At 72.0% G+C, this 12923-nt stretch carries 8 protein-coding genes; 3 read left to right on the top strand and 5 right to left on the bottom strand.

Going from position 1 to position 12923, the window contains the following annotated elements; all coding sequences use genetic code 11:
* The first annotated feature begins 52 nt into the window (after positions 1 to 52).
* Positions 53 to 1081, top strand: coding sequence for a magnesium transporter CorA family protein (locus ODJ79_RS40560; protein ID WP_263029027.1), 1029 nt, complete (start codon positions 53 to 55; stop codon positions 1079 to 1081).
* Between the two features lie 194 nt (positions 1082 to 1275).
* Here the strand turns inward: ODJ79_RS40560 and ODJ79_RS40555 are convergent, their stop codons facing one another.
* Entirely contained in the window at positions 1276 to 2745 is a 1470-nt protein-coding gene (locus ODJ79_RS40555; protein WP_263029026.1) for a cellulase family glycosylhydrolase, read from the bottom strand.
* A 446-nt stretch (positions 2746 to 3191) separates the two neighbouring features.
* On the bottom strand, positions 3192 to 3803 hold the full coding sequence (locus ODJ79_RS40550; RefSeq protein WP_263029025.1) for a YdbC family protein: 612 nt from the start codon (positions 3801 to 3803) through the stop codon (positions 3192 to 3194).
* A gap of 250 nt (positions 3804 to 4053) precedes the next feature.
* Between ODJ79_RS40550 and ODJ79_RS40545 the strand changes: the two genes are divergently transcribed.
* Complete coding sequence (locus ODJ79_RS40545; RefSeq protein WP_263029024.1) at positions 4054 to 7071, top strand: BTAD domain-containing putative transcriptional regulator; 3018 nt, start codon at positions 4054 to 4056, stop codon at positions 7069 to 7071.
* Positions 7072 to 7107: 36 nt separating this feature from the next.
* Positions 7108 to 7701, top strand: coding sequence for an RICIN domain-containing protein (locus ODJ79_RS40540; RefSeq protein ID WP_263029023.1), 594 nt, complete (start codon positions 7108 to 7110; stop codon positions 7699 to 7701).
* 167 nt (positions 7702 to 7868) lie between these two features.
* Here the strand turns inward: ODJ79_RS40540 and ODJ79_RS40535 are convergent, their stop codons facing one another.
* The 3 genes from ODJ79_RS40535 to ODJ79_RS40525 form a co-directional block, all read right to left on the bottom strand.
* On the bottom strand, positions 7869 to 8624 hold the full coding sequence (locus ODJ79_RS40535; protein ID WP_263029022.1) for an SDR family NAD(P)-dependent oxidoreductase: 756 nt from the start codon (positions 8622 to 8624) through the stop codon (positions 7869 to 7871).
* A complete protein-coding gene (locus ODJ79_RS40530) occupies positions 8621 to 9721 on the bottom strand; it encodes a class I SAM-dependent methyltransferase (protein WP_263029021.1) in 1101 nt (366 codons plus the stop codon). Before ODJ79_RS40530 ends, ODJ79_RS40535 begins: the two co-directional genes overlap by 4 nt.
* A 66-nt stretch (positions 9722 to 9787) precedes the next feature.
* Positions 9788 to 12823, bottom strand: coding sequence for an ATP-binding protein (locus ODJ79_RS40525; protein WP_263029020.1), 3036 nt, complete (start codon positions 12821 to 12823; stop codon positions 9788 to 9790).
* Positions 12824 to 12923 lie beyond the last annotated feature (100 nt).

Below are 12923 nucleotides of genomic sequence, written 5' to 3'. Positions count from 1 at the left end.
GCATCGTGGTATGTGTTGATGCAGCAGACCCGAGCGATGAGCGGTGAGCGGGATGGACGTTTCGGTCATCCAGCGTGGCGGCGCCGAACATTACGACGTCGAGAAGCTGCCACTGCTGCTCAAACGCGACGACGCCATCGTCTGGGTCGACATCCCGGGGTGCGATCTGGCGGCCGCCGAGGTGCTGTCGGAGGTCTTCGGGTTCCACTCGATCGCCATCCGCGACTGCGTGGAGCGCAACCACGTCTCAAAGTTCCACGTCTACGCCGACTATGTGTTCGCCGTTTTGCACGCGCCCGAGGTCGGGCGGCGGGGTCATGTGCACTACGTGGAGCTGGACCAGTTCGTCGGGCACAATTACCTGGTCACCGTGCATGGCCCGCTCAACCCGGCGGTGAACCCTGAGGTGGCCCTGCTTGACACCGAGGCGGTGCGCCACCGCATCGAGCGCGGTGTGCTGACCCCGGGCTCGCCGTTCGAGCTGTCCCACGCGATCGTCATGGCGATGACCCGCCGGGAGATCGACCTTATCGCGCGGTTGGCCAAGGAATCCGGCCGGCTCGAGCAGCGCGTCATGCTCGGAGAGGAGCGCGACGATCCGGAGGCTTTCCTGGAAGAACTGTTCCAGATCTGGTACGAGTTGCTGGCCGTCCGCACGATGGCCGTGCACAGCGGTGCCACGTACACCCGGATGACGAAGCAGGCCCGGGACCTTCCGGAGATCGCCCCGCCGCTGTTGTCCGACATCGCCGACCAGTTCGACCTGGTCAAAAGCATGGCCGATGGGCAGCGCGAGTTCCTGCATGGCGTGATCGAGTTCTACCAGACCCGTAGCTCGACGCAGACCACGGTCGCGGCGGAGAAGGTGGCGACGATCGGCGTGCAGCAGAACGACGACATGCGCCGGATCACCGCCTGGGTCGCCATCGTCGCCGTGCCGACCGCGGTGACCGGATTCTTCGGCCAGAACGTGCCGTACCCCGGCTTCGGGACTGAGGCCGGAGTGATCGTGTCGGTCTCGCTCATGCTGGTCATGGCTCTGGCGCTATACCTCATCTTCCGCCACAAGAGATGGCTGTGACCGTGACACTGCCCTGCTACGTTGCGTGGCGATGAGTCGGCGACGATACGTGGCCAGGGGCGTTCCCGGTGGCTACCGGATCTGGGACAACAAGGCGCGCACAACGCCTCGACCGGCCGCGGGATGCTCACGCCGCATGATCAGATCATGCGGACCACCGCAGCACCAGGCTCACCAGCAGCCCCGCGCGGTGATCAGGCCTGGCCGATCACCACGTCGTCGAACCAGACGGTGCCGGTGTTGGCGCCGGACTTCAGGTGGATCTGCATGCTGGCCGTGCCGGCCGGGGCGACGCTGTCGACGGTGAGCTTGGTCCAGTCGGTGGTGCCGGTCGGGAGCGCCGTCGAGTCGGCGCCGCCGAGCCACCTGTCGTTGATGTCGAACCAGCTGATCGCGATCTGCGTGGTGCCGGTGGTGGCGTTGCCCTTGGCCCACACCTCGCCGTGCCACTTCTGGCCGGGCTGGACGGGCTGGATCGGGGCGACCCGGTAGGACGGGGTGTCGGCCGAGGTCTTGCCGGTGTTGGAGAGGCTGACCGACCACGTGCCGGTGTGCGCCGCCGTCGTGGTCTTGGTGGCCATGCCGAGCTCGGGCGCGTACTGGCGCCACGGGGTCTGCCCGGTCGCGTTCTCGAAGCCGTTGTCGGTCAGCGAGGCGGGCATGGCCGTACCGGTGAATTCGGCCTTGACCACGGCCGCGGCCGGCTTCGCGACGCCGTTGGTGCGGTACAGGCCGTAGTTGTACTGCGTGTCGAGTCCAGCCACGATCGAGGCCGGGATCGCGTCGGTGGTGAAGTCGTTCAGCGTCCACGGGGAGACCGAGTTCACGCCGGCCGCCTTGGCTGCCTCGAAGACCCGGGCCAGGAACGCGGCCTGCTCGCCCTCGGTGTTCTCCAGCGTGTTCATGCCGGTCTCGCCGATCACGATCGGGGCCGGCGCGACCGCGGCCTGGGCCTGGCGGATCGTCGCGAGCGCCCGCTCGGCGTTGCCGTAGAAGTGGTAGTCGTAGTAGTCGAGCGAGACCGAGCCGAGCGCCGACTTGATCTTCGCAAGCCCGGCCGGGCCGTCCTCGCCCACCGCCGACAGGGTCAGCGGCATCGTCGGGAACGCCGTCCGCACGGCCGGGATCATCGCTCGCGCCCAGGTCATGGCGGCGGTGTCGGTCGGGATGATCTCGTTCTGGAGCTCGACGCCGGTGATCCGCGGATCGTCCTTGTACGGCTTGAGGAGCGAGGTGGCCCAGGCTTTGCTCTCGTCCAGCTCCGCATAGGCGTCCCACCAGTCGAAGAGGGTGAGGTTCACGGTCATGCCGTGCGTGTTGGCCAGCTTGACGAAGGTGTCGAGCTTGGCGGTGTAGGTCGGGTTCGGCGTCGGGTAGCCGAAGGTCGTCGGGAAGACGATCGCCCGGACGCTGGTGGCGCCGAGCGCCTGCGCCTTCGCGAAGTCGGCGTCGACCTTGGTGGCGTCGAAGCTGCTCCACATCTTCGACCAGCCGGCCGTGGACGGGTAGTAGTTGATCGCCTTCGCCGCTTTGACCGCGGCCAGTCGGCTCGACTTGGTCGGGATCGTGGTCTTCGCCGGCGCGGGCTTCGCGGAGGTGGTTCTCGCGGTCGTGGTCTTCGCGGTGGCTAACGCTGGGGTGGCCGGGAGCATGAGACCAGCCATGATCGTCGAGGCGATGAGGGCGGCGCTGCGGCGAGAGAACTTCACCTTGGGGTGGGCCTTTCGTCGAAAGTCAGGGCTGTCCGGCTCTCTCCCATCGGCGGCCTACCTTCGGGAATTCAGGGATCCCGATTGCATCGGCGGTGTCCTTGGGTAGCACGACGGTTATCGCCGCCGAACACTGCACGGGACGATCGATGGTGCCGCCGGCCGCAAGCACCGGCAGATCCGACGGCTCCTCGCTTCAGGCGGCGTTCTTGAGGGCCTGGTCGACGAGGGCGCGGACGGTCTCGGTGGTTGCGGCGGCGTCGGGCTCGCCGACCATGGTGACGTTGGACCGGGCGAATGCTTCCGCCAAATCGTGCTCGCGGCCGACGCGGAGCTGTGGTCCTGTGAGTACTTGGTGGCGTCGCTGCGCTCTGGTCACTCTGATGGTTTCGGGTTACCCATCAGCCGAGGACAGTCCAGCTTGGCTCGAGGTTGACCAGGTCGCCGGTGATGGCGTCGAGATCGACCTCCGGCCGCGCCGTCGCACGCAGTCGGTGGAAGCGTTCATCGAGGTAACGCTGGTGATCGGCGGGTGTTTCCCATGCCGACAGGACGAGGAACTCCGTCTCGGCGCCCTCCGCGAAGACGCCGCCGCGCATGCCGTGGGACGCTGCCATGCCCGGGTTCCACACCCGGGCCTGCGCCTGGATGAAGTGGTCGCGACGGTGTTCCGGCACGTGGCAATGCGCCAGCCGCAGCAGCGAGGCCCCGCCGAGGCCGGCGGGGAGGCCGTGGGCGATGCCGAGCCGCTGATCGAGGACGTGTACCCGAAGGTCGTCGAAGGTGCCCGTCTGCGCGGCGGCGATGAGATCGTGAGCGTCGTCCATGAAGGACTGGTAGCTGGGTTGATCGCTCCAGAATCCGAAGATCTGCGCCACGCCGGGCGTCTCTCTGCTCCAACCGCCGCCCTGGCCCAGGAACCCTGGAGTGCCGTGCAGCCGAGCCCACGCCTGCTGGCCGAGGCCGAATGCGGCACGGTCCGTCGGCCGACACGTGATCCATTTGACGAGCACGGAGTCACCGTAGCCGAGCAGTTTGCCTTTCGGATCTGTCGCTTATGCCGACCCGGAGGTTCCTGAGGTACGGGTAGCGAATCGTCAGTCGAGTGCGAGCGGAGCTTTCTAGCATCGGCGTCGATCGAATGACGGCCCGACATATGGGAGTGCACAGTTCGTGCGTAGCCAGTCTCGCATCGCGACGGCCTGCGGCCCGGACCCACTAGGGTGGGGGCTCGGCGGCTGGCGAAGCGGGGGCGCGTACAGCGTGGACGAGACCTTGGGCCAAGGCGGGTTCGGCGCGCTGCTGCGTACCTCCCGCCGTGCGGCGGGACTGAGCCAGCAACGCCTGGCCGATCGGGTCGGCATCAGCCTGGCGGCGATTCGCGACCTGGAGCAGGGCCGGACCAGGCGACCGCAGCGAGACTCGGTGGACGCGATCGTCGCCGCCCTGCGCCTGGCCGGCGAGACCGAGACGACGCTGCGTCGGGCCGCCGAGCAGAGCGGCACCGTCCATCCTGTACAAATACGCGTGCTGGGACCGCTGCGGGTGAGCCGCGGCGGGGCCGATGTGGCGGTGGGGCGCAGCATGCGCCGGGCCGTGCTGGGCCGGCTCGCGCTGTCGGCCAACACCCCGGTCTCCCCATCGGACCTGACCGACCTGCTGTGGGGTGGCCGGATCCCGCCCGACCCGAAACACGCGTTGCAGACGTACCTGTCGCGGCTGCGCACGGCGTTGCAGTCCGGGCCTGACGACATCATCAGCCGGACCTCCGGCGGGTACCGGCTCAACCTCGCCGACGGCCAGCTCGACCTGGCCGACTTCCGCCGGCGGATCGGCGAGGCGCGCGCCGCCGAGCCGGTCCGGGCCCTCGATCTGCTGGACGACGCGCTGGCACTCTGGGACGGCAGCCCGCTCTCCGATGTCCCACAGCTGCGCGACCATCCCCTCGTCACCGCCGTGCTCGAGGAGCGGATCGCGGCGACCCTGCGCTACGCCGACCTGGCTCTCGCGTCCGGGCATGCCGGCCGGTGCCTGCCGCGCCTGCGCGAGCTCGCCTCCGCGAGCCCGCTGCACGAACCGGTGCACGCCCGGCTCATCGCCGCCCTGGCCGCCGGCAGTCTGCAGGCCTCCGCGCTGCAGGCGTACGCCGAGATCCGTCGCCGGCTCGTCGAGGAGCTCGGGATCGAACCGGGTCCCGAGCTGGTGGAGGTGCATCGCCGGGTCCTGCGCCAGGAATCCTCGTCCCCGGGGCCGGCCGCCGACGATCCGCCGGCCCAGCTTCCCGCCGACATCGCCCGGTTCACCGGGCGGCGGGCCGCACTTGCCCGGCTCGACGGCATGCTCGACGCCGACCGGCACCCTCCGGCCATTGTGATCACCGCCGTGTCCGGTACGGCGGGGGTGGGAAAGACCGCGCTGGCGGTGCATTGGGCGCATCGCGTGCGGCACCGCTTCCCGGACGGCCAGCTGTACGTGAACCTGCGCGGCTACGACGACGGCGGACAGACGATGGACCCGGGCGAGGCGCTGCGCGGTTTCCTGCACGCGCTGGGCGTGGCCGCCGAGCGGATCCCGGAGGGCGTGCAGGCCCAGGCCGGGCTCTACCGCAGCGTGCTGGCCGGCCGGCGGATGCTGGTGGTGCTGGACAACGCCCGCGATGCCGAACAGGTACGCCCGCTGCTGCCGGGCGGCGCCGGCGTGGTGGTGGTGACCAGCCGCAGCCAGCTGACCGGCCTGATCGCCGTGGACGGCGCCCGCCCGCTCACCCTCGACGTGTTGTCCGCCGGCGAGGCTCGCGAACTGCTGACGGCCCGGCTGGGAGCCGCGGCCGCCGACACCGACCGGGCCGCGGTCGCCCGGATCGTCGGCGCCTGCGCCCGGCTGCCCCTCGCGCTGACCCTCGCGGCAGCCCGCGTACAGGTCACCGGCTTTCCCCTGGCCGCGGTCGCCGCCGAGCTCGCGGACGCGAGCCGCCTGCTGGACGTGCTGGACGCCGGCGACCGGATGGGTCAGATCCGCGCGGTGTTCTCCTGCTCGTACGCGGCGCTCAGCCCGGCGGCGGCGCGGATGTTCCTGCTGCTCGGCCTGCATCCCGGCCCGGAGATCTCGGCCGCCGCGGCAGCCAGCCTGGCCGCCCGGACGGCGCCCGAGGCCCTCGCGCTGCTGGCCGAGCTGACCCGCGCCAGCCTGCTCAGCGAGCCCTACCCCGGCCGGTTCGCCATCCACGACCTGCTGCGCGCGTACGCCCACGAGCAGGCCCGGGCCCGGCTCGCCGACGGCGACCGGAACGAGACCGTCCGCCGTCTGCTGGCGCATTACCTGCACACCGCGCACGCCGCGGACCGGCAGATCAACCCGTACCGGGATCCGCTCGTCCTGCCGGATCCGCCGCCGGGGGTGGTGACCGAGCAGCACGCCGATCCGGCGGCCGCGCTGGCCTGGTTCGGCCGGGAGCACGCCGGCCTGCTCGCCGCGATCCGGTACGCGGCCGCCGACGACCGGCCCACCGCCTGCTGGCAGCTCGCCTGGGCGATCGCCACCTATCTCGACCGGCGGGGGCACTGGCAGGACTGGACCGTTGTCGCGCGGCTGGCCGTCGACGCCGCCGGCGCGCACGGCGACCGGCTCGGGCGGGCACACGCGTCGGCCGGGCTGGGCCGCGCCCACGGATGGCTCGGCCGCCACGAGGACGCCATCGCCGAGCTCGAGCGCGCCCTGGCGGCCTTCACCGAGATCGGCGACCGGGTCGGTCAGGCCACCGTCCACGGCCACCTGGCCTGGCTGCTGGACCGATGGGACCGGCACCAGGAGGCGTACGACCACATCGGGCAGGCGCTGCACTGCTACGAGGAGGCCGGCGTCCGGCCCGGCGTGGCCGACGCGCTCGCCCGGCTGGGCTATCACGAGGCCAAGGTGGGCCGGCCGCGGGCGGCGCTCGACAAGTCCCTGCACGGGCTGGCGCTGCATCGGCTGCTGGGCAACCAGCGTGGGGAGGCCATCACGCTGGCCATCGTCGCCAACATCTACCAGTACCTCGACCAGGTCGAGAACGCCGTGTCCTACTACGAGCGCTCCGCCGACCTGCTGCATCGCGCCGGCGAGCGCTACTACGAGGGCAGGTGTCTCGCCGCGCTGGGCGACACCTACCGGGCCAGCGGCCGCCTGACCGAGGCCCGGACCGCCTGGCAACGGGCCCTGGACATCCTCACCGACCTACGCCATCCCGAAGCGGATGTCGTACGCGCCAAACTCCGGCACTCCCGCCACTCCATCCATCTCTGATCGGGGGAAGAAATGTCGCGTGTCATCCGCGGTCGCATGGTCAGGTTGCTGGCCGTCGTCCTCGCGCTCACCGGGCTAGCCGTGGTCCCGGCCACGGCGGCGCAGGCGGCTTCCAGCTGCAGCAGCTACGGCTCGTACTGGAACCGTGGCCCCTACTTCTACGCGGGTCTGTTGGCCAGCACCGACCAGCGGCGGACGGTGGTGATCGATCAGGCTTCTCCCTACCAGACCGTCGCACCCGGCTACGTCCACATGTGGCACTCCAACGGTCCGACGCAGAACCAGCTGTGGTGCCTCGGACGCCGCACGAACGGCGACGGCTCGTACTCGTATCAGGTGCGTAACCTCCAAACCGGACTGTGCCTGGACGTGCAGGACGACAGCCAGTACGCCGGCGACCCGGTGTGGATGTGGACGTGCAAGTCGCAGTCCGACTCGACCGTCTACAGCCAGTTGTGGGGAATCAAGAGCAACGGCAGCGCCGGTACGCCGGACGGCACCAAGACGGTCTACTACTTCCGCAGCTACAGTGACTTCTACTGCCTCGACGTGAAGGACAAGGCGACCGCCGACGGCGCCGAGCTGCAGATCTGGACCTGCTCGTACGCGGGCAACCAGCTGTTCTACTGATTGCCCGCGCGGTGCACGCCGTTGCTCCAGGAGCGGCGGCGTGCACACGCCGTGCGAAGGCCGCACGCTCGACGGTCACACCCGGGTCCCACCTCGACGATCTACCGGACGACGCGTTCGTCGTCGAGCTCGACCGCCGCGGCTGACGGTCACCCGAGTTCGCTGGGTCATCGTGTTGTCCAGCCGCCGTCGACGATGAGGTTGTGGCCGGTTATGTAGGAGGAGGCGTCGCTGGCGAGGAACAGCAGCGGGCCGTCGAGCTCGTCGGGGCGCGGTGGTCGCCCGATGGGCGCGCGGTTGCTGATCCAGGCGACCTGGTCGGGGTCGGTGAGCCAGCCGGTGGTGTTGCTCGGGAAGAAGCAGGGGGACAGGGCGTTGACCCGGACGCCTCGGCCGGCCCACTGGGCGGCCAGCTCGCGGGTCAGCCCGACGACCGCCGCCTTGCTGGCCGCGTAACCGGCCAGCGGGTACCGGTCGAGGCTGATCGTCGCCGACGGTGAGGCGATGTTGACGATGCTGCCGCTGCCGCGGTCGAGCATGTGCCGCCCGACCAGCTGGGTCAGCGCGAACAGGCCGACGGTGTTGGTGTCGAGCAGGTCGCGTACGGTGTCGAGGTTTTCGTCCTCGGCGGGTGCGGAGCCGGCGATGCCGGCGTTGTTGACCAGAACGTCGATCCGTCCATAGTGGTCCAGAGCGGCCGCGACCAGGGCGGCGCGGTCCTTCTCCGTGCGGACGTCGCAGGTGATCGGCAGGGCGTCGCGTAGCTCGGCGGCGAGCGCGGCGTTGGGTTCGGCGCGCCGGGCGGCGAGGACGACGGCTGCGCCGGCGGCGTCGAGCACCCGCGCGAACCGTTCGCCGAGGCCGGTCGACGTGCCGGTGACCAGGGCCACGCGGCCGTCGAGCCGGAAGGCGGGCGTGGTCACGGGACGAGCCGGTAGAAGCGCCAGAACGGGTGGTCGATGTCGAGCACCTCGCAGTCGCCGAAGCCGGCCCGGGCGGCGAACTCGCGCAGGGTGGTGGCGCGCATCAGCGGTCCGGCCGGCTCGGGGTCGGCGCCGACCATGCCCTGCGGGATGCACCAGAGGGTGCCGGCCGCGGCGAAGAATCGCTCGACCGGGTCGCCGGGGGCGGTGAAGGTGTCGGCGGTTCGTTCGTCCATCACGACGACCGTACCGCCGGGGGCGAGTGCCCGCCGTACGTGTGCCAGGGATTCGACCGGCCGGGGCACGTCGTGCAGGCACTCGAAGAGGAAGCTCACGTCGTGGCGAGGGGACCAGTCGGCGCCCTCGTCGGCCAGGTCGACGACTTCGAAGCCGACGCGGTCGGCAACGCCGTGCTCGGCGGCGTTGCGGCGGGCGGCCGCAATCGATGCCTCGTCGCTGTCGTAGCCCTCCAGCCGCAGGTGCGGGAAGGCCTTGGCCAGTTCGATGGTCGACCAGCCGGGGCCGCAGCCGAAGTCGCCGACCCGGGCCGGCCGGCCGGTGTCCGCGAGGCGGGCGTGGACGGCGGGAATCCGCGGCAGCCAGTCGGCGATCAGCAGGTTGACGTAGGCGGGCCGGTTGAGCGCGGACTGCGCGCTGAGGGCGTCCGGGCCGTACGCGGCATAGGGGACCGCGTCGCCGGTGCGGAACGCTCGGGCCAGGTCGGGCAGGACCCGGCCGACCGCGGCGACGGCGAACGGCAGGCCGCCGAGGTAGGCGGGGCCGGTGGGCTCGGTCAGCACCGCGGCGACGCCGTCGGCGAGCGTGTAGCGGGCCGCGGCCGGGTCATCCCCGTCGGGTACGAGCAGGCCGGCGACGGCCTGCTGCTGCAGCCATTCGCCCAGGTAGCGGCGGGCGAGGCCGGTACGGGCGGCCAGCTCGGCCGGCGTCGCGGGCCGGCCGTCGAGCGCGGCGTACAGACCGAGCTGGACGCCGAGGTAGACGTTGCACAGCTCCAGGGCCTCGACGCCGGCGGCGAACAGGCGGCCGGACAGCGCCTCGATGGGGTCGGTGGCGGTTTCGACGATGTCGGTGCTCATGGCGATCACTCCTCGGGACGAGAACGCACCTTCATCACCGAAGGCGTCAGCTCCGGGCTGACATCGTCAGGTCCGCCACACCACGTCGCTGTCAGGTTCGTACACGCAGGTCCGGCCGGTCCGGACCGCGTTGCGCAGGTGCCGGGCCAGGACGGGATCCGCCTGCGCCACCGTGCGCAGCGCCGCACGCAGGCGCATGGTCACCGCCTTGCGCGCCCGGTCGACCGGATCGCCCGCCGTGCGAGGCCGGCCGCCGAGGCCGATCGCGCCGGCCAGCTCGGCGCCGAGCATCGCCCGCTCGTCCCGCAACCGCTGGGCGCGCTCCAGGTCGGCGGCGGTCTCCGCGTCGGCGATCTCGGTGTCGAGCTCGACGACGCGGGCCCGGTACGCCGCTCGCGCCCGGGTGTCGAGAACGGGCCCCAGGTCGGCGCTGCGGGCGGACGCGGCCTCGACGAGATCGATCGCCGGAACGGGCTGGTGCGGCCGGGACAGCAGCACGGCGAGATCGCGGATGCCTTTGCTGTCGGGCACGGTGCTGACGTGCTCCCGCCAGGTGAACTGCCAGAACTGCCCGTCGCGGCGGATCCGGCCGGTCGACGTGGGTGTGGCCGGCGGCGCCGGCGAGCCGAGTCCGGCGAGCAGCTCCCGCACCTGTGCGGCCAGGTGGACGGCGCCCGCCTCGGCGTAGCCATGCTCGGCGTCGCGCAGGAACGACGCGGCCTCCCGGTTGCGGCCGAGCTGGACGGCGAGGGCGCCGAGCTGGTGCCAGATCTGGCCGAACACGGCGCCGCCGATGCCGTCGACGGCCCAGAGCTTTCCGTACGGGCGCAGCACCTCCAGCAGCCGGGCCGCAGCCGGGCGGTCCTCGAGCCGGATCGCCAGCTCCGCCAGCGCCCAATGACCCTCCAGCCATTCCGCGTCGCGTTCGATGTCCTCGGCGGCGGTCTTCCGGTAGCGCCCGAGCACGTCCTGAGCGAGCTCACGGTCACCGGCGGCCAGCAGCAACAGGGCCGGCGCGGCCAGATACGTCAGCGGCAGCCCCATCGGCTGCACCATCGCGAGCACCTCGCGGGTGGGCTCGACGTACTCCGCCGCGCTGCCCGCGGTCAGGTGCGCCTGCATGCGCAGCGTGAAGACGAGCAGGGCCGCGTTCGCGCTGCCGGCCCGTAGCCCGATCTGCTCGGCGGTGTCGGCGTGGGCGAAGGCGGCGGTCAGATCGCCACGGAGCAGGGCGCGCATGCCCCGCCAGATCTCGGGCAGCCATCGGTACAGCGCGACCCCGGCCGCCTCGGCCGCCCGGTGGTACGCGGCGATCTCGGCATCCGCGGCGGCCAGGTCGCCGCGCTCCAGATGGGCCAGCAGGGCGAGCCGCCGGGCCAGCAGCGTGGACGCCCGGTCGTGGGCCAGCGCCGACATCCGCTGCGCCGCGGCGAGCCGCTGATCGACGAAGTCGGGTCCGGCGGAGGCGTCGCAGAGCGCGGCCAGCGAGGCCGCCGTCACCGTGGCGTCACCGGACCGGTCGGCCAGCGCGACCGCCCGCTCGGCGAGCAGCCGCCGTTCGCGGAGCCCGGCCAGCCCGGTCAGGGCGACCGACAGCCGGGCCAGCACGGCCGCGCGCATCCGGTGATCGTCCGCCGGAAGCCGCGCCTCGGCCCGGCGCAGCAGAGCGACCTGATCCTCGTCGGCGATGGGCACCTCGAACCCGGTGATGCCGCCACCCAGACCGAGCGCGGCCGCCGCCAGGTCGGCCACCCGTCCGGCCCGCGCCGCGAGATCCGCCGCCGTCGTGAACGTCGCGTGGGCGGACGTAAGATCGCCGGACAGCCGCTGCGCCTCGCCGAGCCGAAGCAGCGCCGTCACCCGATCGACGCCCGGCGAGTCCGCGGCCTTCCGCAGATGGGCAGCGGCCGCCTCGAAGCCGAGTGTCCGAACGGCGGCGTCGGCGGCCGCGAGCTCCCACTGCCCGGCCCGCTCGGCGGCGTCCGGTCCCTCGGCCCGCGACCAGTGGTACGCCGCCCGTGCCGCCACCGCCTCCCGCGCCGCCGGATCGTCAGCGGCCAGCGCTTGCGCCACTCGGCGATGCAGCCGGCCGCGTTCGGTGAGTGAAGCCGCTTCCACCAGCGTCTCGCGCACCAGCGCGTGCGCGAACCGCAGGCCGCTGGGGTCTCCCGCGAGCAGGCCGCCGCGGTATGCGGGCTCGAGGCCGTCCAGCACCGCCGGCAGGTCGGTGCTCGTAACCACGGCGAGCAGCGCCGGATCCAGCTCGTCCGGCCCCAGTGGAGCCGACTCGGTGGCCACCGCGGCCGCGGTCAGCAAGGCGTGACAACCCTGCGGCAGCCGGGCGATACGGCGCTGCACCACCTCTCGCACGCCGGGCGGGACGACCACGGCCGCCGCCGTCCCGTGGATGGCCACCAGTCGCGCGACCTCGGTGATGAAGAACGGATTGCCACCGGTACGGCCGACCACGCCCGCTACCGTGCCGGCCGGCAGCGACTCTCCGCCGAACCGCCGGAACAACGTCGAGGCGGCGGCGGGTTCCAGCGGTGGCACCGGCAGCCGCCGCACGGCGGTCGGCAGCCCCGCGATCGCCTCCCGGGCGGCCGCGTCGACCAGAAGCGGATCGTCGCGAACCGTCACGACGACGGCCGCGGCCAGCGCCGGGACTGCGTCGACGACGGTCCGCAACAACAGCAGCGACGAGGGATCCGCCCAATGCACGTCGTCGATCGCGATCAGCAAGGGCCGCTCGCGCCCGGCCGCCTCGAGCGCGTCGACCACCGCCGCCAGCAGCACCGGTCGCTCGTCCGGCTGCACGGCCGCCCCGCCGAAGCTCAGCCCCGGCGCGAGCTGCGCGAACACCCGGCGCCACGGCCAGTACGCCGGCATCCCGGCCTCCGAGCACCAGCCGCGCCCGACGGCGAAGCCCGCGCCGGCCGCCCACGAACACACCGCCTCCAGCAGGCGCGACTTTCCGATGCCGGGCTCGCCGGACAGCACGATCGCCCGGCCCGGTCCGGCCCGCGCCTGCTCCAGCCAGCCACAGACGTCGGCCAGCAGGGCTGCTCTGCCGACCAGCTCGTCGCCGGCTGGGCCGTCCATCGGCTCAGCCAACCACACGCCACGGCAGCCGCCCAGGGTGAAACCGCGACAAGGCGTGTAACGCCCTGCGGGGTTGCCGGGACTACAGCACAACGACCGA

The organism is Actinoplanes sp. KI2 (genome assembly GCF_025630775.1).
In the GTDB taxonomy this organism is placed as follows: domain Bacteria; phylum Actinomycetota; class Actinomycetes; order Mycobacteriales; family Micromonosporaceae; genus Actinoplanes.
This window is presented reverse-complemented; position numbering and strand designations above follow the sequence as displayed.

Bases quoted from the DNA above. Each gene is read 5' to 3' on its own strand.
- ODJ79_RS40560 (WP_263029027.1), top strand. From the start codon at position 53: ATGGACGTTTCGGTCATCCAGCGTGGCGGCGCCGAACATTACGACGTC.
- ODJ79_RS40540 (WP_263029023.1), top strand. From the start codon at position 7,108: ATGGTCAGGTTGCTGGCCGTCGTCCTCGCGCTCACCGGGCTAGCCGTG.
- ODJ79_RS40555 (WP_263029026.1), bottom strand. From the start codon at position 2,745: ATGGCTGGTCTCATGCTCCCGGCCACCCCAGCGTTAGCCACCGCGAAG.
- ODJ79_RS40530 (WP_263029021.1), bottom strand. From the start codon at position 9,721: ATGAGCACCGACATCGTCGAAACCGCCACCGACCCCATCGAGGCGCTG.
- ODJ79_RS40525 (WP_263029020.1), bottom strand. From the start codon at position 12,823: ATGGACGGCCCAGCCGGCGACGAGCTGGTCGGCAGAGCAGCCCTGCTG.